Raw genomic sequence first — 21,043 nt, 5'->3', positions numbered from 1 at the left:
GGACAACCCCACTCATAATTAATTTCAAAAGGTCGTTAATTTTATACTGTGGATAACTATAGTGCCAGTATTAGATCGATGATCCAGTGAATAAGATCGAAGTTATTCACACTGATCACGCTTTTTTACCTAGATCAACACACTTTTTACCTGACTTATACCCAAAACCATCAACAATGCGGAAAAAATGATCATAATTTAATGATTTAGTTATTACACATAACCATCGGGTATTTAGAGCTCAGTCGCAAAAAAAGTATCATCCTAATACTGAATGAATAATAGGAGTATCAATCATGAAATGGACTAAAAATATCCTAGCAGGATTAGCACTAACATTAGCAGCAACTCAATTTGCACAAGCTGCAACAGAAGTTAAAGTTGGAATGTCAGGACGCTATTTCCCATTTACCTTTGTGAAACAAGATAAACTGCAAGGATTTGAAGTCGATTTATGGGATGAGATCGGTCGCCGTAACGATTATAACGTTGAATACGTAACAGCGAGCTTTTCAGGTTTGTTTGGCTTATTAGAAACAGGTCGAATTGATACTATTTCAAATCAAATTACCAAAACTAAAGAACGTGAAGCCAAATATCTATTTGCAGATCCTTACGTTGTAGATGGAGCTCAAATCACAGTACGTAAAGGCAATGACAGCATCAAAAGTATTGAGGACTTAAATGGTAAAACCGTTGCCGTTAATTTAGGTTCAAACTTTGAGAAATTACTGCGTGATCACGACAAATCAGAGCAAATCAATATCAAAACATACGATACAGGTATTGAGCATGATGTTGCTTTAGGACGTGCAGACGCTTTTGTGATGGATCGACTTTCTGCAGCTCAATTAATCAAGAAATCAGGTCTTCCTTTGCAACTAGCAGGTAAACCATTTGAAACCATTGAGAATGCATGGCCATTTGTAAACAATGAAAAAGGCCAAAAGCTACAAAAAGAAGTGAATCAAGCATTAAACGCCATGAGAGAGGATGGTACATTAGCAAAAATCTCTCAGAAATGGTTCGATTCAGACATCACTCAATAAGCTAATCTGATCGCAAAGTAAGCGATTACTCACCATTCATCAAATAAGCCCACTATATTACTAGTGGGTTTCATCTTTCTTTGAATTACCCACTTTACTTCTAAAAATAATTACAGAGAGCATTATGGGATTTGATTTTACCTACATGATTGAGTTGTTACCTATATTATTTAAATATTTAGGTACCACAATGGAAATGGCGTTATGGGGATTACTCTTTTCCTTAATCCTTGCGTTAGTACTCGCTAACTTACGAGTATTTAAAGTGCCTGTATTTGATCAACTAAGCCAACTTTATATTAGCTTCTTTCGAGGAACGCCATTATTAGTTCAGCTTTTCCTCCTTTATTACGGACTTCCTCAAGTCTTTCCTATCTTTGTAGGATTAGATGCTTTTAGTGCCGCAGTTATAGGCCTTACTCTTCATTTTGCAGCCTACATGGCTGAGAGCATTCGTGCGGCGATTATTGGTATTGACCGTAGTCAAATGGAAGCAAGTTTATCCATAGGTATGACGACTTCTCAGGCGATGCGCCGCATAATTTTACCTCAAGCAACTCGCGTCGCTCTGCCTTCTTTAATGAATTACTTCATCGATATGATCAAATCCACCTCTCTAGCTTTTACTTTAGGTGTGGCAGAAATCATGGCAAAAGCACAAATGGAGGCTTCATCAAGCTTTAAATTCTTTGAAGCCTTTCTTGCCGTAGCACTTATTTATTGGGGAGTTGTTGTTATTCTGACTCGAGTGCAGATTTGGGCTGAAGAAAAACTAAATAAGGCGTATGTACGATGATTAAAATTAAAAATTTACATAAAAGCTTTGGTGATACTCAAGTTCTTGCAGGAATCGATCTTGAAATAAACAAAGGGGAGATCATTGCTGTGATCGGTTCGAGTGGAACCGGTAAATCAACCCTATTGCGTTGCATTAATTTTCTTGAAACAGCAAATAAAGGCGTGATCAGTATCGGTGATGTCAGTGTCGATAGTGAACAACACACAAAAAGTGATGTGTTGGCTTTGCGAAGAAAAACAGGGTTTATTTTCCAGAATTACGCTCTTTTTGCACATTTAACTGCTCGTCAGAATATTGCAGAAGGCCTAATAACTGTCCACAAGTGGAAAAAGGACGACGCTCTTAAAAAAGCACAGCAAATATTAGATGATATTGGTCTCGGTGATAAAGGAGACAGTTACCCAGCAGCTTTATCAGGAGGTCAACAACAACGAGTAGGTATTGGCCGTGCTATGGCATTAGAGGCAGAGCTCTTACTCTTTGATGAACCCACGTCAGCACTGGATCCTGAATGGGTTAATGAAGTGCTAACTTTAATGAAGAAACTGGCTACACAGCACCAAACGATGCTAGTTGTTACTCATGAGATGCAGTTTGCGAGAGAAGTAGCCGATCGTGTCATCTATATGGCTGATGGAAAGATCGTCGAACAAGGAACACCAGAGCAGATTTTTGGTTATCCACAGGATCCTAAATTGCAGAAATTCTTAAATCAAGTTGGGATCGAATAAAGATCCTTGCGCTCTGGCTCACAAAACGTATAATTCACCATCCGGAAAATACGTGGAACCTCTTGTTGACTATTTATGAGTCAATGATTACAATTCCGCCTCTTTGTTGAGAGGCGTCGGAATGTACGTCCCACGCCGGGTTTAATTAAACCTAATAACTACTGATCAGTAATAAGGTAATACCAATGAAACGCACTTTCCAACCTTCAGTTCTTAAGCGTAAACGCTCTCACGGTTTCCGTGCACGTATGGCTACTAAGAACGGTCGTAACGTAATTAACGCTCGTCGTGCTAAAGGCCGTAAGCGTCTATCTAAGTAATCCTAGATTATTTTGATGAATTACGATTTCTCTCGGGAGTTACGCTTGTTAACTCCCGAAGATTACAAATTTGTCTTCAAGCAAGCTCATCGAGCTGGCTCGCCTCATTTCACCATTCTTGCTAGAGAAAACTCTCTTTCACACCCTCGTTTAGGTCTCGCTGTTCCTAAGAAGCAAATTAAAACTGCTGTTGGTCGCAACAAGTTCAAACGTATCGTTCGTGAAAGTTTCCGCAATAAGCAACATTCCTTACCTGCGAAAGACTTTGTAGTTATCGCTAAAAAGAGTGCTCAAGAATTGAGTAACGAAGACTTCAACAAGCTATTAGACAAATTATGGCATCGCCTGTCTCGCCCTTCTCGTGGATAGCAATCGGTCTCATCCGTTTTTATCAACTCGTCATCAGTCCAATGATTGGACCTCGCTGTCGATTTACTCCAACGTGTTCACATTATGCAATTGAAGCACTAAAGTCACACGGTTTAGTAAAAGGGTGTTGGCTATCTGGCAAACGTCTATTAAAATGTCATCCTTTGAATGATGGGGGCTATGACCCCGTCCCACCCAAGCAGCATAAAGACAGAGAACAATAACGATGGATACCCAACGTAATATTCTGTTGCTAGCACTGGCTTTAGTTTCTTTTTTACTTTTCCAACAATGGCAAGTAGAAACTAATCCGCAGCAACCAGCTACAGTTAGTACCGTTCAACAAACACAAACGGATGGTGATGTTCCAACTTCTTCAACAGCAAACAGTGATACACCAGCCGATTCAGCACAGTCTGACAAGCTGATCACAATCACAACTGATGTGCTTACTTTAAAAGTAGATACATTGGGTGGTGACATCATTGAATCTGTTCTTAATAAATACGACGCAGAACTAGACTCTAAAGCTAAGTTTGTTCTTCTTAAGAACGACGCAACACACAGCTACGTTGCTCAAAGTGGTCTAATCGGTCCTCAAGGTATCGATTCAAACTCTGGCCGTGCTCAATTTACAGCACAAAAAACAGATTACGTTTTAGCTGAAGGCCAAAACGAATTACGCGTTCCTTTAACATTAGTGAAAGACGGTATTACTTATACTAAAACACTAATCCTTAAACGCGACAGCTACGCTATTGATGTTGATTACACGGTTGATAACCAATCTTCAGCACCAGCAACTGTTGAAATGTACACAAACCTAAAGCAAAACTTAATGGATGATGGTGGTAGCCTTACTATGCCAACATACCGTGGTGCTGCTTATTCAACAGAAGATACACGCTATAAAAAATACAGCTTTGACGACATGGAAGATAAAAACTTATCTATCGACATGACAAACGGTCAAGGTTGGGCGGGTATGTTACAACACTACTTCGCTTCAGCTTGGATCCCTCGCAACGTAAATGATGCAAAACTGACATCTCGCGTAGCAGGTGACTATGGTTACATTGGCGTTCGTATGCCTTCTGTAACTATTCCAGCAGGTCAAGAAGCAACACTTTCTGCAACACTTTGGACTGGTCCAAAACTTCAGAAAGAAATGGCTGCAACAGCACCTTACCTAGACCTAACAGTTGATTACGGTTGGTTATGGTTTATCGCTTCACCACTTCATAAACTATTGTCTTTCATCCAAGGCATCGTTGTGAACTGGGGTCTAGCAATCATTGTTCTTACTTTCATCGTTCGTGGTGCAATGTACCCACTAACGAAAGCACAATACACATCAATGGCTAAAATGCGTATGCTTCAACCTAAGTTGACAGCGATGCGTGAACGTATTGGCGATGACCGTCAGCGTATGAGCCAAGAAATGATGGAGCTTTACAAGAAAGAAAAAGTAAACCCACTAGGTGGTTGTTTACCAATTCTTCTTCAAATGCCAATCTTCATTTCACTGTACTGGGCATTAATGGAATCTGTTGAACTTCGTCATACTCCATTCTTTGGTTGGATCACGGATTTATCAGCACAAGACCCATACTACATCCTGCCATTATTAATGGGTGCAAGTATGTTCTTAATCCAGAAGATGAGTCCAACAACAGTAACGGATCCAATGCAACAGAAGATCATGACGTTCATGCCTGTTATGTTCACTGTATTCTTCTTATGGTTCCCATCTGGCCTAGTTCTTTACTGGTTAGTATCAAACATCGTAACGTTAATTCAGCAAACTCTGATTTACCGTGCTCTAGAGAAAAAAGGCTTACATTCTAAGTAACCTTTCACTCTTGAAGTAAAACAAAAGGCGGCCATTGGTCGCCTTTTTTGTTCAATGAGCATACAATATCAGTAAGCAATAGACATAAAGAATAATCATGACACTACATACAGACACCATTGTTGCACAAGCAACAGCACCAGGCCGAGGCGGCGTTGGTATCATTCGCGTATCAGGTCCAAAAGCAAAAGACGTTGCGCTTGCTGTTATTGGTAAAGAACTAAAACCTCGTTACGCAGAATATGCGCCATTTAAAGATGAAAATGGATTGGAGCTTGATCAGGGTATTGCCCTTTACTTCCCAAACCCACATTCATTTACCGGTGAAGACGTATTAGAACTTCAAGGCCATGGTGGTCCTGTCGTCATGGATATGCTAATCAAACGCATTCTAAAGATTGATGGCATCCGTACAGCGCGTCCAGGTGAGTTCTCAGAAAGAGCTTTCTTAAACGACAAAATGGATTTAGCTCAAGCAGAAGCGATTGCTGATTTAATTGATGCAAGCTCTGAAGAAGCGGCTAAATCAGCCTTAAATTCATTACAAGGTGTTTTCTCAAATAAGATTAATACCTTAGTTGAATCCCTTATCTATCTACGTATTTACGTTGAAGCAGCAATCGACTTCCCTGAAGAGGAAATCGATTTTCTTGCTGATGGCAAAGTCAGTGGTGACTTACAAGGTATCATTGATAACCTTAATGCGGTTCGTAAAGAAGCGAATCAAGGCGCCATCATGCGTGAGGGTATGAAGGTTGTTATCGCAGGGCGTCCAAATGCAGGTAAATCTAGCCTTCTTAACGCATTATCAGGCAAAGATACTGCTATCGTTACTGACATAGCTGGTACAACCCGTGACGTACTTAGAGAGCACATTCATATTGATGGTATGCCATTGCATATTATTGATACCGCAGGCCTTCGTGAAGCATCTGATGAGGTTGAGCGCATTGGTATTGAAAGAGCTTGGGATGAAATAGCCCAAGCTGACCGTGTTTTATTTATGGTTGATGGAACAACTACAGACGCAACAGACCCTAAATTAATTTGGCCAGAGTTCCTTGATCGTCTACCAAAAAACATGGGCATGACAGTGATCCGAAATAAAGCAGATCAAACCGGTGAAGATCTCGGTATTTGTCATGTAAATGATCCTACATTGATTCGCCTATCAGCAAAAACGGGTGAAGGGGTTGATGCACTGCGTAACCATTTAAAAGAGTGCATGGGCTTCTCAGGTAACCAAGAAGGTGGCTTTATGGCTCGCCGACGCCATCTAGAAGCGTTAGAAAAAGCCGCTCAGCATCTTGATATAGGCCAACAGCAATTAGAAGGTTACATGGCAGGAGAAATCCTTGCAGAAGAACTTCGTATTGCACAACAACATCTAAGTGAGATCACAGGTGAATTTACTTCTGATGATTTACTTGGACGTATATTTACTTCGTTCTGTATTGGTAAATAAAACCAATACTAATAAGATTGATAATGGGCCGATGTAGGCCCATTTTTTATAGGATAAATTCATGAAAAAAGTATCTATTATTACAGGAAGTACTCTAGGTGGAGCTGAGTATGTTGGTGACCATCTTGCTGATTTATTAGAAGAAATGGATTTTGCCACAGACATCCATAATCAACCAAATTTAGATGATATTGATACTGATAGCTTATGGCTTCTTGTTGTATCAACTCATGGTGCAGGCGATTATCCTGACAATATTAAGCCATTTATTCAACAGTTAGAAACAGTGTCCCAACCATTATCGAGCATTGAATTTGCTATTGTTGCTATCGGTGATTCAAGTTATGACACTTTCTGCGCAGCAGGAAAATCACTTCAAAATACCTTAAAAGAGCATGGCGCTATCGAAAAGTACCCTCTATTAGAGATAGATGTAACTCAAAATAGTATCCCAGAAGAACCAGCAGAATTGTGGCTAAAACAACACATTTGTTAATAAAAAGTGTTATCCGATCTATAAAAGTTATTAAATAGATGATACCTACTATGTGGATAACTATAGAAAGATCCAGTGATCAAGTTATAGTTATCCATTGAATAAGATCTAACGCCCTCCCCCCTTGTGGATAACTAACTCTTTTGTCCTCAAGCTGTCCGATCGAAGATCAAAGAAAGATAACAACTTTGGATCCATCTAAAGTATATGATCCTATTGATCATTTATCACTTATCCACAGAGATCGACGATCTATATAATAGATCTAATAAAAGATCTCTTTAAAAGATCTTATATATATTAAGTGATCTTTCTTTTTTGAACTTCATCACTTTTTCATTTCTTTCCAAGCTAGAAAAAGGGTAAAATACATCTCTTAAGTTAAATTCTTCTAACTCTTTTCATTACTCCTAAGGTCGAATCATGTTTTACCAAGACAACTTTGATGTCATTGTTATTGGCGGTGGTCATGCTGGTACTGAAGCAGCACTTGCTGCAGCAAGAACAGGACAAAATACACTTCTACTCACTCATAACATTGATACATTAGGTCAAATGTCGTGTAACCCTGCAATTGGTGGGATCGGCAAAGGACATCTGGTAAAGGAAGTTGATGCCTTAGGTGGTTTAATGGCACAAGCCATCGATCATAGTGGTATTCAATTCAGAACATTGAATGCTTCAAAAGGTCCAGCTGTTCGAGCTACTCGCGCACAAGCAGACAGAGCGTTATACAAAGCTTATGTTCGTTCAGTATTAGAAAACCAACCAAATTTAACCTTATTTCAGCAAGCCGTTGATGATCTTATTATAGAAAACGATAAGGTAATGGGTGCTGTCACTCAAATGGGCCTTAAATTCCGAGCTAAATCCGTTGTATTGACCGCTGGTACCTTTTTAGGGGGTCAGATACATATTGGTATGGAAAACTTCTCAGGAGGCCGCGCAGGAGATCCTTCTTCGATCACTCTTGCTCAACGTCTACGTGAGCGCCCATTTAGAATTGATCGTCTAAAAACTGGTACACCTCCTCGTATCGATGCACGTTCAGTTGATTTTTCAGGATTAGAAGCACAACCAGGTGATAATCCAACACCTGTTTTTTCATTTTTAGGTAAGCGTGAACATCACCCACAACAAGTGAACTGTTTCATTACTCATACCAATGAAAAAACACATGATGTAATTCGCAATAACCTTGATAGAAGCCCTATGTATGCTGGCGTTATCGAAGGTATAGGTCCTCGTTACTGCCCTTCCATTGAAGATAAAGTAATGCGCTTTGCAGACAAAGACAGTCACCAAATCTTTATTGAGCCTGAAGGTTTATCAACACACGAACTGTATCCAAATGGTATTTCAACAAGTTTACCATTTGACGTACAACTGCAAATCGTACGTTCCATGAAAGGTTTTGAAAATGCACACATTGTGCGCCCAGGTTATGCGATCGAATATGATTTCTTTGATCCTCGTGATTTAAAATCAACTTACGAAACTAAGTTTATTGAAGGTCTATTCTTTGCTGGTCAAATTAATGGTACGACTGGTTATGAAGAAGCTGCTGCTCAAGGTTTAATGGCTGGTCTTAACGCAAGTTTATTTGCTCAAGGCAAAGAAGGCTGGAGCCCACGTCGTGATGAAGCGTACATGGGTGTATTGATTGATGATTTATCAACATTAGGTACTAAAGAACCGTACCGTATGTTCACATCTCGTGCCGAATATCGTTTATTGCTTCGTGAAGATAATGCTGATTTACGTTTAACTGAACAAGGTCGTACTTTAGGTCTTGTTGATGATGTTCGTTGGGCTCGCTTTAACGAAAAAGTAGAGAACATGGAACAAGAACGTCAACGCTTGAAAGATATTTGGATCAATCCAAAATCAGAACAAGTGGATCAAGTTAATGCGATCCTAAAAACACCAATTGCTCGTGAAGCGAGTGGTGAGGATCTTCTACGTCGTCCGGAAGTTAATTATCAATCTCTAGTTTCAATTGATGGCTTCGGTCCTGCGCTTGAAGATTCACAAGCATCTGAGCAAGTTGAAATCCAAGTAAAATATGCGGGTTACATTCAACGTCAACGTGATGAAATTGAAAAATCATTACGTCATGAAAATACAAAATTACCGTTTGATCTTGATTACAAAGAAGTAAAAGGTCTTTCAAATGAAGTTGTAGCTAAACTGAGTGATGCAAAACCAGAGACTATTGGTATTGCTTCTCGTATTTCAGGTATCACACCTGCTGCTATTTCAATTTTATTAGTTCATTTGAAAAAACACGGTTTATTAAAGAAAGGTGAGTAACGTGACCGATTTATCTCAACAATTCGACCGTTTAATTGCTCAAACTGACTTAAATGTCTCTGAATTGCAAAAAGAACAACTCCTTGGTTATGTTGCACTACTCCACAAGTGGAATAAAGCGTATAACTTAACCTCAGTAAGAAATCCGAGTGAAATGGTTATTAAGCACATTTTGGACAGTATTGTCGTTAGTCCAAAATTATCTGGTGAACGTTTTATTGATGTTGGTACAGGTCCTGGGTTACCAGGTATCCCATTAGCTATCATGAATCCAGATAAATCATTTACACTATTGGATAGTTTAGGAAAGCGAATTCGCTTTATTAAACAAGTTATTCATGAGCTAAAAATCACCAACGTAACACCAATTCAAAGCCGTGTTGAAGAGTTTCAACCTGAAGAAAAGTTTGATGCAGTCCTAAGTCGTGCATTTGCATCAATGACAGACATGGTGAATTGGTGTCATCATCTACCGAAAGAAGAAGATGGTGTATTTTTAGCATTAAAAGGTATTTATTCAGAAGAAGAAGCGAATGATCTTCCTGAATGGTGCTCAGTTAAAAATGTAGCGACATTGATCGTTCCGGAGTTAGAGGGTGAAAGACATTTAGTCACCTTAGCCGGAAAAAAATAATGGAATGAGGTTAGTGTGGGAAAGATTATCTCTATTGCGAACCAGAAAGGTGGCGTAGGTAAAACAACAACAGCGGTGAATCTTGCAGCATCAATGGCTGCAACACATCGAAAGGTCTTATTAATTGACCTTGATGCCCAAGGCAATGCAACCATGGCCAGTGGTGTTGATAAATATGATGTGGATGCAACCGCTTACGAGTTGTTGGTTGACGAAGTGCCTTTTGACAAAGTTGTGATAGAGGAAACCTCTGGTGGCTATGATTTAATTGCTGCCAATGGTGACGTGACTGCTGCTGAAATCAAATTAATGGAAGTGTTTGCGCGAGAAGTTCGCTTGCGCAACATGATCTACCCAATTCGTGGTAACTATGATTTCATCTTTATCGATTGCCCTCCCGCTCTAAATCTCCTTACAATTAACGCCATGGCAGCATCTGATTCTGTATTAGTTCCTATGCAATGTGAGTATTACGCACTTGAAGGACTAACGGCTTTAATTGATACCATAGGTAAATTAGCCGCTGTAGTGAATGCTGATTTAAAGATCGAAGGGTTGCTTAGAACCATGTTTGATCCTCGTAATCGCTTAGCGAATGATGTATCTGATCAATTGAAAAAACATTTTGGTGAAAAAGTGTATCGCACTGTGATCCCTCGAAATGTTCGCCTAGCAGAAGCGCCTAGTCATGGTAAACCTGCAATGTATTATGATAAATACTCAAATGGTGCAAAGGCTTATTTAGCCCTTGCCGGAGAGATAATTCGCCGTGACGAAATGGAAAAAGAAAGGGAAACAGAAATTCATGAGTAATAAACGTGGTTTAGGCAAAGGATTAGATGCCCTATTAGCAACAAGTTCAATTGCACGTGAAAAGCAGACAGCTGCTGCACAAAGCGAGTCCATTTCTAAAGATGCTCAATTGGTTGAGTTAGGCATTCACCAATTGAGTGCTGGTCAATATCAACCTCGTAAAGTAATGGAAGAAGAAGCCCTTGAAGAGCTTTCTGCTTCTATTCGTTCTCAAGGTATCATTCAACCGATCGTTGTACGTGAAGTTGCACCTCAACAATATGAAATCATTGCTGGAGAACGACGTTTCCGTGCCGCTAAAAAAGCAGGCCTAAAACACGTTCCATGTGTGGTTAAATCTGTTGAAGATAAAGCCGCAATCGCAATGGCTTTAATTGAAAATATTCAACGTGAAGACTTGAATGCGATTGAAGAAGCGCAAGCATTAGAGCGTTTGCAACAAGAATTTGAATTAACTCATCAACAAATTTCCGATGTTATTGGTAAATCTCGAACAACAGTAACGAATTTATTGCGTCTAAATGCATTGACTGATGAAGTGAAAGGTTTAGTTGAGCAGAAAGAACTTGAGATGGGTCATGCTCGTGCCTTGTTAGCATTAGAAAATGAACAACAAGTTGAATTAGCTCACCTTGTAATCAAAAAGAAACTGACTGTTCGTCAAACTGAGCAAAAAGTAAAAGAGCTATTGGCTCCTCAAAAAGAGGAAGAACCAAAAGAAGTTGATACTGAAATGATGACAATTTCGGATAAATTATCATCAACTCTTGGTTCTAAAGTTGTGATAAGTCGAAATGCAGCGGGCAAAGGAAAGGTAACGATTACCTTTGACGAGGCTCACAAATTAGAACAACTTATCGCAAAGCTAGAAAGCTAAATGTGATATAAAACGTGTGTTGATATAAAAACCGTACTTTACGTCGTAAAAGTCACCGTTATGTTCTCATAAATGTAACTTTTTAATGCTATTTGATTGCATTCATATCAGCTCAACGTATAATTTTTGTAAAATCTTTGTTTTAACTTGATTTAAATCAAAGCAAAGATGCTTTAAAGGAAGAATACATGGTAACTACGTTAGCCAGACCAGGCCGTTTGCTAGCCAAACGACTCATAATGATCCAGCTTAGCGTGGTTATTTTTATGGCAGTAGGAATGAGCTTAGCCGTTAGTGCTAGCTGGGGGATCTCTGCACTCATTGGTGGCGGCATTTTTGTCATTGCTAATGCGGTATTTGCAGGGTGTGCATTTATGTTCAGTGGAGCAAGAGCTGCTAAAAAGGTTGCAGTATCTTTTTATACTGGCGAAGTGCTAAAAATTCTGATTACAGTAGTCTTATTTTCTGTTGCCTACGTGTATATGGAGGTGGAACTTGTTCCCCTCAAACTAACCTATTTGCTGGTACTAGGTATTAATATCTTTGCACCAGTTCTCTTTATTAACAACAGAAAATAGGAAAAGTTATGGCTGCGCCAGGCGAAGCGCTAACACAATCTGGTTACATTGAGCATCACTTAACAAATCTATCTTTAGCTAAGTTAGGTCTGGTAGCTGATGAAGCAAGTTTCTGGAACGTACATATAGATAGCCTGTTCTTTTCTGTGTTTACAGGGATGTTATTCCTTTGGGTTTTTCGTTCTGTAGCAAAGAAAGCAACAACAGGAGTACCAGGAAAGCTACAATGTTTTGTTGAAATGATAGTGGAATTCGTTGCTGACAACGTAAAAGAAACTTTCCATGGACGCAATCCGTTGATCGCCCCACTGGCACTAACTATCTTCTGCTGGGTTATTTTAATGAACTTGATGGATTTAGTTCCTATCGATTTCTTACCATATCCTGCAGAGCATTGGTTGGGTATCCCTTATCTTAAAGTGGTTCCTTCTGCTGATGTGAATATCACTATGGCAATGGCGTTAGGTGTTTTTGCATTGATGATCTATTACAGCATCAAAGTGAAAGGACTTGGTGGGTTCGCTAAAGAATTAGCACTTCACCCGTTTAATCACCCAATTATGATTCCATTCAACCTACTATTGGAAGTTATCTCGCTATTAGCGAAACCTCTTTCATTAGGCATGCGTTTGTTTGGTAACATGTTTGCTGGTGAGGTGGTGTTTATTCTTATTGCGGCAATGCTACCGTGGTATTTACAATGGGTAGGTGCACTACCTTGGGCTATCTTCCACATTTTGGTTATTTTGATTCAGGCTTTCGTATTCATGATGCTGACTATCGTATATCTGTCGATGGCACATGAAGACTCTGATCACTAATTTAGACAATTTATTTATCAATGGCACTTTGCCGACAACATAAAACTGGAGAAAGTAAATGGAAACTTTACTGAGCTTTTCTGCAATCGCCGTGGGCATTATTGTAGGTCTTGCTTCACTTGGTACAGCGATTGGTTTCGCACTTCTTGGCGGTAAATTCCTAGAAGGCGCAGCTCGTCAACCTGAAATGGCTCCAATGCTACAAGTTAAGATGTTCATCATCGCTGGTCTATTGGATGCGGTTCCAATGATCGGTATCGTTATCGCGCTACTATTCACATTTGCTAACCCATTTGTTGGTCAACTAGCAGGCTAATCCAGCCATTGCTAATTGAATTTTTGTAGCTGATTCTTAACGAGGGGTAGCTGTTGTGAATATGAACGCAACTCTGCTTGGTCAAGCAATCGCTTTTACATTGTTTGTTTGGTTCTGCATGAAATATGTATGGCCACCAATCATGGAAGCGATCGAGGAACGTCAGAAAAAAATTGCTGACGGTTTATCTGCCGCTGAACGCGCAGCTAAAGACCTTGATTTGGCACAAGCTAATGCTTCTGATCAATTAAAAGAAGCAAAGCGCGCTGCAACTGAGATCATCGAACAGGCTAACAAGCGTAAAAGTCAAATTTTAGACGAAGCTCGTGAAGAAGCTCTGGTTGAACGCCAGAAGATTCTTACACAAGGTGAAGCTGAACTTGAATCTGAACGCAACCGTGCCCGCGATGAACTGCGTAAACAAGTTGCAACTCTGGCTGTGATCGGTGCCGAGAAAATCTTAGAGCGTTCTATTGATGTAGAAGCGCAGAAAGATATTCTTGATAACATCACTGCGAAATTGTAAAGAAAAGGGGCCAAGATATGTCGGAAATGGCAACCATCGCACGCCCCTACGCGAAAGCAGCTTTTGACTTTGCGGTCGAAAAAGGCGAATTGAGCCAATGGGCTCAAATGCTAACTTTTTGTTCAGAAGTCGCGAAAAATAAAGACGTCGCTCAATTGTTGGATGGTGCAGTAGCATCAGAGCAATTAGCTGAAATTTTTATTTCTATTTGTGGCGAACAACTGAACGAGTTTGGACAGAACTTAATTCATGTAATGGCTGAAAACGGTCGTTTGAAAGTTCTACCAGGAGTGTTAGAACAATTTATCCTTTTACAACATGAGTTTGAAAAAGTGATTGATGCTGATGTTACATCAGCAATTGAACTAACAGAGCAGCAGAAAGCTGACATTGGTGCCAAACTTGAAGCTCGTCTAGAGCGTAAAGTGAAGCTGAATTGTAGCGTAGATGAGACCCTTCTAGCAGGGGTTATTATTCGAGCCGGAGACCTAGTCATTGATAACTCAGCACGTGGCCGTTTAGGTCGTCTGAGCGAAACATTGCAGTCTTGATGGGGAATGGAGCATGCAACTTAATTCCACGGAAATTAGCGATCTAATCAAACAACGTATTGAAAAATTCAACGTTGTAACTGAAGCTCGCAATGAAGGTACTATCGTGTCGGTAAGCGACGGTATCATCAATATCCACGGCCTTGCTGATGTAATGCAAGGCGAAATGATTGAATTACCGGGTGGCCGTTACGCGCTAGCACTTAACTTGAATCGTGATTCAGTTGGTGCGGTAGTAATGGGCCCATATGCTGACCTACAGGAAGGCATGAAAGTAACAGGTACTGGTCGTATCCTTGAAGTTCCTGTTGGTCCTGAATTACTAGGTCGTGTTGTTAACACACTTGGTGAGCCAATTGATGGTAAAGGTCCAATTGAAGCGAAACTGACTTCTCCAGTAGAAGTGATTGCACCTGGTGTAATCGATCGTAAATCAGTAGACCAACCAGTACAAACTGGCTATAAGTCAGTTGACTCAATGATCCCAATCGGCCGTGGTCAGCGTGAGCTAATCATCGGTGACCGTCAGACTGGTAAAACAGCAATGGCGATCGATGCGATCATTAACCAGAAAGATTCTGGTATTTTCTCAATCTATGTTGCTATTGGCCAAAAGGCATCAACAATTGCTAACGTAGTTCGCAAACTAGAAGAGCACGGCGCACTAGCAAACACTATCGTTGTTGTTGCATCGGCTTCTGAATCTGCTGCGCTGCAATACCTTGCACCGTACTCAGGTTGTGCGATGGGTGAATACTTCCGTGACCGCGGTGAAGATGCTCTGATTGTTTATGATGACCTATCTAAACAAGCGGTAGCTTACCGTCAAATCTCTCTACTACTGAAACGTCCACCGGGCCGTGAAGCATTCCCTGGTGACGTATTCTACTTACACTCTCGCCTACTAGAGCGTGCTGCTCGTGTAAGTGAAGCGTACGTTGAGCGATTCACTAACGGTGAAGTAACAGGTAAAACAGGTTCTTTAACTGCTCTACCTATCATCGAAACTCAAGCTGGTGACGTATCTGCATTCGTACCAACCAACGTAATCTCGATTACTGATGGTCAGATCTTCCTACAAACAGAACTGTTCACTGCTGGTGTTCGTCCTGCGGTAGATCCTGGTATCTCTGTATCGCGTGTAGGTGGTTCTGCACAAACTAAGATCATTAAGAAACTGTCTGGTGGTATTCGTACTGCTCTTGCACAGTATCGTGAACTTGCAGCATTTGCTCAGTTCTCATCTGATCTTGATGACGCGACTAAGAAGCAGCTAGACCATGGTGAGAAAGTAACTGAACTTATGAAGCAGAAACAGTACGCTCCAATGTCTGTTTTTGACCAAGCTTTAGTTATCTTCGCAGCTGAAAAAGGCTATTTGAAAGATGTTGAGCTTGCTAAGCTTGCAGATTTTGAAGAAGCATTGCTGTCGTATGCTCGTGGTCAGTTTGCCGATCTAGCAAAAGAGATCGACACATCGGGTGCTTGGAATAATGAAATTGAAGCTCAGTTCGTGAAACTGGTTGAAGATTTCAAAGCAACCCAGACCTGGTAATTCGTTGGTGGCCTGTAATGGGTCACCCGAAAACGGAGAGTAACGATGGCCGGTGCGAAAGAGATTCGTAACAAGATCGGGAGTGTAAAAAGCACTCAAAAGATCACGAAAGCAATGGAAATGGTAGCCGCTTCAAAAATGCGTCGCTCGCAAGAGTCGATGGAAGCGTCTCGTCCATATGCTGACACAATGCGTAAAGTAATCGGTCATTTAGCGCTTGGTAACCTTGAGTATCGTCATCCGTATCTTGAGGAACGTGAAGCTAAGCGTGTTGGTTACATCGTTATTTCTAGTGATCGTGGCCTGTGTGGCGGCTTAAACATTAACTTGTTTAAGAAAGTCATGGCAGAAATGAAAACATGGTCAGAAGATGGTGTTGAAATTGATTTAGCCGTTATTGGCTCAAAAGCAACAGCATTTTTTAATAGCTACGGCGGTAACGTTGTCGCTCAGAATTCAGGCCTTGGGGATCACCCTAGCCTAGAAGAACTGATCGGTACTGTTGGCGTGATGCTAAAGAAATACGATGAAGGCCAGTTGGATCGTCTATATGTTGTGAACAATAAGTTCATCAACACTATGGTACAAGAGCCAGCTATTGAGCAATTACTTCCTTTGCCTAAATCTGAAGATGAAGCAATGCAACGCACTCATGCTTGGGACTACATTTATGAGCCTGAGCCAAAACCACTACTAGATGCTTTATTGATTCGTTATGTTGAATCACAAGTATATCAAGGCGTGGTTGAGAATTTAGCCTGCGAACACGTAGCGCGAATGATTGCGATGAAAGCAGCGACAGATAACGCTGGTGACATTATTGATGAACTGCAACTTGTGTATAACAAAGCCCGTCAAGCGGCGATTACACAAGAGCTTTCTGAAATTGTTTCAGGCGCTTCAGCGGTTTAAGCATAGGTATTTAAACAGTTTAGAGGATTAACGATGACTACAGGTAAGATCGTACAGATCATCGGTGCGGTAGTCGATGTAGAGTTCCCACAGGGCGAAGTACCTCGTGTATACGATGCTCTGAATGTTGTTGATGCACAAGAACGTCTTGTTCTTGAAGTACAACAGCAAATCGGTGGCGGCGTTGTGCGCTGTATCGTAATGGGTAGCTCAGATGGTTTACGTCGTGGCTTAACAGTAAAAAATACTGGCGCGCCAATTACAGTTCCAGTGGGTACTAAAACACTAGGTCGCATCATGAACGTTCTTGGTGATGCGATTGATGAGTGTGGTGAGATTGGTGCTGAAGAGCATTATTCAATTCACCGTGAAGCGCCAAGCTACGAAGAGCAGTCAAACTCGACTGAACTTCTAGAGACAGGTGTTAAAGTAATCGATTTAATTTGTCCATTCGCTAAGGGTGGTAAAATCGGTCTATTTGGTGGTGCTGGTGTAGGTAAGACCGTTAACATGATGGAGCTTATCAATAACATCGCACTACAACACTCTGGCCTATCTGTATTTGCAGGTGTAGGTGAGCGTACTCGTGAAGGTAATGACTTCTACTTTGAAATGCAGGAAGCGGGTGTTGTAAACATTGAGAAACCTGAAGAATCAAAAGTAGCAATGGTTTACGGTCAAATGAACGAGCCACCAGGTAACCGTCTACGTGTTGCACTGACTGGTCTAACAATGGCTGAGCGTTTCCGTGACGAAGGTCGTGACGTTCTGTTGTTCGTTGATAACATTTACCGTTATACACTAGCAGGTACTGAAGTATCAGCACTGTTAGGTCGTATGCCATCGGCGGTAGGTTACCAACCTACACTAGCTGAAGAAATGGGTGTTCTTCAAGAACGTATCACGTCAACTAAGCAAGGTTCTATCACGTCTGTACAGGCAGTATACGTACCAGCGGATGACTTGACGGATCCATCTCCAGCAACAACGTTTGCTCACTTAGATGCGACAGTTGTACTTAACCGTAATATCGCGGCAATGGGTCTATACCCAGCGATTGACCCGTTAGATTCTACATCTCGTCAACTTGATCCATTAGTTGTTGGTCAAGAGCACTATGATGTGGCTCGTGGTGTTCAATCGACACTACAGCGCTATAAAGAGCTAAAAGACATCATTGCTATCCTAGGTATGGACGAGCTGTCTGAAGAAGATAAGCAAGTTGTATCTCGTGCTCGTAAGATTGAGAAGTTCTTAACTCAACCTTACCACGTAGCAGAAGTATTCACTGGTGACCCAGGTATTTACGTATCACTTAAAGACACATTAGCTGGCTTTAAAGGTCTACTTGCTGGTGATTACGATGACGTTCCTGAGCAAGCCTTCATGTACTGCGGTAAAATTGAAGACGCGCTTGAGAAGGCGAAGAAGCTATAAGGCTGATTAGGAGGCGATATGGCAGCAATGACCTTTCACCTAGACGTTGTAAGTGCTGAGAAAAAATTATTTTCAGGACTGGTTGAAACGATTCAGGTGACCGGTAGCGAAGGTGAACTTGGTATTTTCCATGGACACACACCGCTGCTGACCGCTATCACGCCTGGTATGGTGCGTATTGTTAAACAACATGGCCACGAAGAAATTATTTATGTTTCTGGTGGTATTGTTGAGGTTCAACCTGGTTCGGCAACTGTTCTTGCAGATACCGCAATCCGTGGTGAAGACCTAGACGCAGCTAAGGCAGAAGAAGCTAAGCGCAAGGCTGAGGAGAATATCCAAAATCAGCATGGCGACATTAACTTCGCTCAAGCGGCCAGTGATTTGGCTAAAGCGATCGCACAGCTTCGAGTTATCGAGCTGACAAAACGTTCGCGTTAATCAAGCACCATTAGAAAGAAGGCGGCCAATAGGTCGCCTTTTCTTTTTAATTTTGTTTATTTCTTATTTTTATCTCACCCGTAGATTAGTTTTTTAGCATATAATTTATCCTCAGTATCAACTCCATTATCTATTGCGTAAGTAAGTAATGGATTTCATATTTTGGTTTTTAACAAGCTAGGCAAATTAAGTCAGCATAATAATAGAATGGGCTTTTCATGAACTTCAGTGCAGTAATTTTGGCAGCGGGTAAAGGCACTCGCATGTACTCAAACAAACCTAAAGTACTTCATACTTTAGCAGGCAAACCTATGGCTAAACATGTAATTGATACATGTGAAGGTCTTGGCGCTCAAAATATCCATTTAGTGTATGGTCACGGTGGTGATCAAATGAAAGCTGAATTAGGTGAAGAGCGTGTTCAATGGGTACTTCAGGCTGAACAGCTAGGTACAGGTCACGCTGTAAATCAAGCTGCACCAGAATTTGCTGATGATGAAAAAGTACTGGTTCTTTATGGTGATGTTCCACTAATTAGTGCTGAAACCGTAGAAAACTTATTAGATGCACAGCCTACTGGCGGTATTGCTTTACTAACCGTGGTTCTAGATAACCCTATGGGTTACGGACGTATTATTCGTCGTAATGGCCCTGTAATCGCGATTGTAGAGCAGAAAGATGCAACAGAAGAGCAGAAGCTCATCAAAGAGATTAATACAGGCGTAATGGTTGCTACAGGCGGTGATTTAAAACGTTGGCTAGCAGCACTTAAAAATGAAAATGCGCAAGGTGAATATTACTTAACCGATATTATTGCAGCAGCGCATGATGAAGGTCGTGCAGTCGAAGCTGTTCACCCTGTTAGCCCTATTGAAGTTGAAGGTGTAAATGATCGCGCTCAGCTAGCTCGATTAGAAAGAGCTTACCAAGCAGCTCAAGCTCAAAAGTTATTAGAGCAAGGTGTTATGCTTCGAGATCCAAGCCGTTTTGATCTTCGTGGTACATTACAATGCGGTATGGATATCGAGATTGATGCAAACGTAATTATCGAGGGCAATGTAACGTTAGGTGATAACGTGGTTATCGGTGCGGGTTGTGTACTTAAAGATTGTGAGATCGACGATAATACGGTTATTCGTCCTTACAGTGTAATTGAAGGTGCTACAGTTGGTGAAGAGTGTACGGTTGGTCCATTTACTCGTTTACGTCCTGGCGCTGAATTATGTAATGATGCACACGTTGGTAACTTTGTTGAAGTGAAGAACGTTCGTTTAGGTGAAGGTTCTAAAGCGAATCACTTAACATACCTTGGTGATGCGGAAATTGGTAAGCGTGTAAATGTAGGTGCTGGTGTGATTACTTGTAATTACGATGGTGCTAATAAATTTAAGACGATCATTGGTGATGACGTGTTTGTTGGTTCTGATAGTCAGTTAATCGCGCCTGTTACTGTTGCTAATGGTGCAACGGTTGGTGCTGGTTCTACAGTGACTAAAGATGTGAATGAAAATGAACTTTACATCAGCCGAGCTAAAGAGCGCCGCATTGCTAATTGGCAGCGTCCAACTAAAAAATAATTAATAGATAATCTATTGATAGTAAAAAAGAAGCCATTAGGCTTCTTTTTTTATATCTGTCTAGTCTATAGACAAAATCGAGATAAAAAAAATGCTGACCGAAGTCAGCATTTTTAAAAATTCTATTCGAAAAATTCGAATTAAGCTGGAGTAACGTCTGCAGCTTGTGGGCCTTTTTGACCTTGTTCAACAGTGAAAGTTACCGCTTGGCCTTCTTTCAGAGTTTTGAAACCTTCAGTTGCGATAGCACGGAAGTGAACGAATACGTCAGCGCCGCCGTTATCTTGAGTAATGAAACCGAAACCTTTCTCTTCGTTGAACCACTTAACGATACCAGTTGATTTAGACATAATAAATCCTAATTTTTTTAAATTAAATAATTCGCATAATGCGAAGTTGTAGCCATAAAGAATTATTTATTTGAGGTAAAACATATGTATAAAAAGCTTCAAGCATAACTGGTAAAGCAGTATAACGAAGGTTTCAAAAGCATAATATTACAGATAAATAGGTCTGTTTACAGGCCGAGCAAAATAATAGCATTTTTTAACCGATTGTATAGCATAATTTCAAATTTGAATGAAAATAAGGCTAAATTTTACTTAGCCTTA

Annotated in this window: 24 protein-coding genes; 23 read left to right on the top strand and 1 reads right to left on the bottom strand. The window is 40.7% G+C overall.

Annotation, left to right across the window (positions count from 1 at the left end):
* The first annotated feature begins 296 nt into the window (after positions 1-296).
* The 23 genes from AVFI_RS13690 (at position 297) to glmU (ending at position 20,432) form a co-directional block, all read left to right on the top strand.
* Positions 297-1,049 carry an amino acid ABC transporter substrate-binding protein gene (locus AVFI_RS13690; protein ID WP_054775565.1) on the top strand — a complete coding sequence of 251 codons (753 nt, stop codon included), beginning with the start codon at positions 297-299 and terminating at the stop codon, positions 1,047-1,049.
* 124 nt (positions 1,050-1,173) lie between these two features.
* Positions 1,174-1,845 (top strand): amino acid ABC transporter permease, encoded by a 672-nt coding sequence (locus AVFI_RS13685; RefSeq protein ID WP_005416780.1) that lies wholly within the window; start codon positions 1,174-1,176, stop codon positions 1,843-1,845.
* Positions 1,842-2,579, top strand: coding sequence for an amino acid ABC transporter ATP-binding protein (locus tag AVFI_RS13680; protein ID WP_054775566.1), 738 nt, complete (start codon positions 1,842-1,844; stop codon positions 2,577-2,579). Before AVFI_RS13685 ends, AVFI_RS13680 begins: the two co-directional genes overlap by 4 nt.
* 185 nt (positions 2,580-2,764) lie before the next feature.
* A complete protein-coding gene (gene rpmH / locus AVFI_RS13675; RefSeq protein WP_005416778.1) occupies positions 2,765-2,899 on the top strand; it encodes a 50S ribosomal protein L34 in 135 nt (44 codons plus the stop codon).
* 15 nt (positions 2,900-2,914) lie between these two features.
* Positions 2,915-3,268 (top strand): ribonuclease P protein component, encoded by a 354-nt coding sequence (gene rnpA / locus AVFI_RS13670; RefSeq protein WP_011260895.1) that lies wholly within the window; start codon positions 2,915-2,917, stop codon positions 3,266-3,268.
* Positions 3,235-3,492, top strand: a complete 258-nt coding sequence (yidD, locus tag AVFI_RS13665) for a membrane protein insertion efficiency factor YidD (protein WP_005416776.1) — start codon at positions 3,235-3,237, stop codon at positions 3,490-3,492. The genes rnpA and yidD overlap by 34 nt, the downstream gene beginning before the upstream one ends.
* Before the next feature lie 2 nt (positions 3,493-3,494).
* Positions 3,495-5,120 carry a membrane protein insertase YidC gene (gene yidC / locus AVFI_RS13660; RefSeq protein WP_005416774.1) on the top strand — a complete coding sequence of 542 codons (1,626 nt, stop codon included), beginning with the start codon at positions 3,495-3,497 and terminating at the stop codon, positions 5,118-5,120.
* Positions 5,121-5,217: 97 nt separating this feature from the next.
* Positions 5,218-6,585, top strand: a complete 1,368-nt coding sequence (mnmE, locus tag AVFI_RS13655) for a tRNA uridine-5-carboxymethylaminomethyl(34) synthesis GTPase MnmE (RefSeq protein WP_005416772.1) — start codon at positions 5,218-5,220, stop codon at positions 6,583-6,585.
* A 61-nt stretch (positions 6,586-6,646) separates the two neighbouring features.
* Positions 6,647-7,081, top strand: coding sequence for an FMN-binding protein MioC (gene mioC, locus AVFI_RS13650; RefSeq protein WP_012532837.1), 435 nt, complete (start codon positions 6,647-6,649; stop codon positions 7,079-7,081).
* Between the two features lie 423 nt (positions 7,082-7,504).
* A complete protein-coding gene (gene mnmG / locus AVFI_RS13645; protein ID WP_011262905.1) occupies positions 7,505-9,394 on the top strand; it encodes a tRNA uridine-5-carboxymethylaminomethyl(34) synthesis enzyme MnmG in 1,890 nt (629 codons plus the stop codon).
* A gap of 1 nt (position 9,395) precedes the next feature.
* A complete protein-coding gene (gene rsmG, locus AVFI_RS13640; protein WP_017018721.1) occupies positions 9,396-10,028 on the top strand; it encodes a 16S rRNA (guanine(527)-N(7))-methyltransferase RsmG in 633 nt (210 codons plus the stop codon).
* Between the two features lie 15 nt (positions 10,029-10,043).
* Positions 10,044-10,841 (top strand): ParA family protein, encoded by a 798-nt coding sequence (locus AVFI_RS13635; RefSeq protein WP_005421597.1) that lies wholly within the window; start codon positions 10,044-10,046, stop codon positions 10,839-10,841.
* Positions 10,834-11,718, top strand: coding sequence for a ParB/RepB/Spo0J family partition protein (locus AVFI_RS13630; protein ID WP_005421595.1), 885 nt, complete (start codon positions 10,834-10,836; stop codon positions 11,716-11,718). Before AVFI_RS13635 ends, AVFI_RS13630 begins: the two co-directional genes overlap by 8 nt.
* 188 nt (positions 11,719-11,906) lie before the next feature.
* Positions 11,907-12,296 carry a F0F1 ATP synthase subunit I gene (locus AVFI_RS13625; RefSeq protein ID WP_005421593.1) on the top strand — a complete coding sequence of 130 codons (390 nt, stop codon included), beginning with the start codon at positions 11,907-11,909 and terminating at the stop codon, positions 12,294-12,296.
* A gap of 8 nt (positions 12,297-12,304) precedes the next feature.
* On the top strand, positions 12,305-13,117 hold the full coding sequence (gene atpB, locus AVFI_RS13620; protein ID WP_005421592.1) for a F0F1 ATP synthase subunit A: 813 nt from the start codon (positions 12,305-12,307) through the stop codon (positions 13,115-13,117).
* 58 nt (positions 13,118-13,175) lie between these two features.
* Positions 13,176-13,433: a F0F1 ATP synthase subunit C gene (gene atpE, locus AVFI_RS13615; protein WP_005372317.1), complete on the top strand. Its 258-nt coding sequence runs from the start codon at positions 13,176-13,178 to the stop codon at positions 13,431-13,433.
* Positions 13,434-13,488: 55 nt separating this feature from the next.
* Positions 13,489-13,959 (top strand): F0F1 ATP synthase subunit B, encoded by a 471-nt coding sequence (gene atpF, locus AVFI_RS13610; protein WP_005421591.1) that lies wholly within the window; start codon positions 13,489-13,491, stop codon positions 13,957-13,959.
* 17 nt (positions 13,960-13,976) lie between these two features.
* Positions 13,977-14,510 (top strand): F0F1 ATP synthase subunit delta, encoded by a 534-nt coding sequence (atpH, locus tag AVFI_RS13605; RefSeq protein ID WP_005421590.1) that lies wholly within the window; start codon positions 13,977-13,979, stop codon positions 14,508-14,510.
* Positions 14,511-14,523: 13 nt separating this feature from the next.
* Positions 14,524-16,065, top strand: coding sequence for a F0F1 ATP synthase subunit alpha (gene atpA, locus AVFI_RS13600; protein ID WP_005421589.1), 1,542 nt, complete (start codon positions 14,524-14,526; stop codon positions 16,063-16,065).
* 45 nt (positions 16,066-16,110) lie between these two features.
* Positions 16,111-16,977: a F0F1 ATP synthase subunit gamma gene (gene atpG / locus AVFI_RS13595; RefSeq protein ID WP_005421588.1), complete on the top strand. Its 867-nt coding sequence runs from the start codon at positions 16,111-16,113 to the stop codon at positions 16,975-16,977.
* A gap of 33 nt (positions 16,978-17,010) precedes the next feature.
* A complete protein-coding gene (gene atpD, locus AVFI_RS13590; RefSeq protein WP_065623677.1) occupies positions 17,011-18,414 on the top strand; it encodes a F0F1 ATP synthase subunit beta in 1,404 nt (467 codons plus the stop codon).
* An 18-nt stretch (positions 18,415-18,432) separates the two neighbouring features.
* Entirely contained in the window at positions 18,433-18,855 is a 423-nt protein-coding gene (locus tag AVFI_RS13585) for a F0F1 ATP synthase subunit epsilon (RefSeq protein ID WP_005421584.1), read from the top strand.
* 218 nt (positions 18,856-19,073) lie between these two features.
* Positions 19,074-20,432 (top strand): bifunctional UDP-N-acetylglucosamine diphosphorylase/glucosamine-1-phosphate N-acetyltransferase GlmU, encoded by a 1,359-nt coding sequence (glmU, locus tag AVFI_RS13580; protein WP_017018723.1) that lies wholly within the window; start codon positions 19,074-19,076, stop codon positions 20,430-20,432.
* Positions 20,433-20,572: 140 nt separating this feature from the next.
* Here glmU and cspE read toward each other — a convergent pair whose 3' ends face one another.
* On the bottom strand, positions 20,573-20,782 hold the full coding sequence (cspE, locus tag AVFI_RS13575; RefSeq protein WP_005421580.1) for a transcription antiterminator/RNA stability regulator CspE: 210 nt from the start codon (positions 20,780-20,782) through the stop codon (positions 20,573-20,575).
* Between the last annotated feature and the right edge of the window lie 261 nt (positions 20,783-21,043).

Origin of the sequence: Aliivibrio fischeri ATCC 7744 = JCM 18803 = DSM 507, assembly GCF_023983475.1 — a bacterium.
GTDB lineage: Bacteria > Pseudomonadota > Gammaproteobacteria > Enterobacterales > Vibrionaceae > Aliivibrio > Aliivibrio fischeri.
This window is presented reverse-complemented; position numbering and strand designations above follow the sequence as displayed.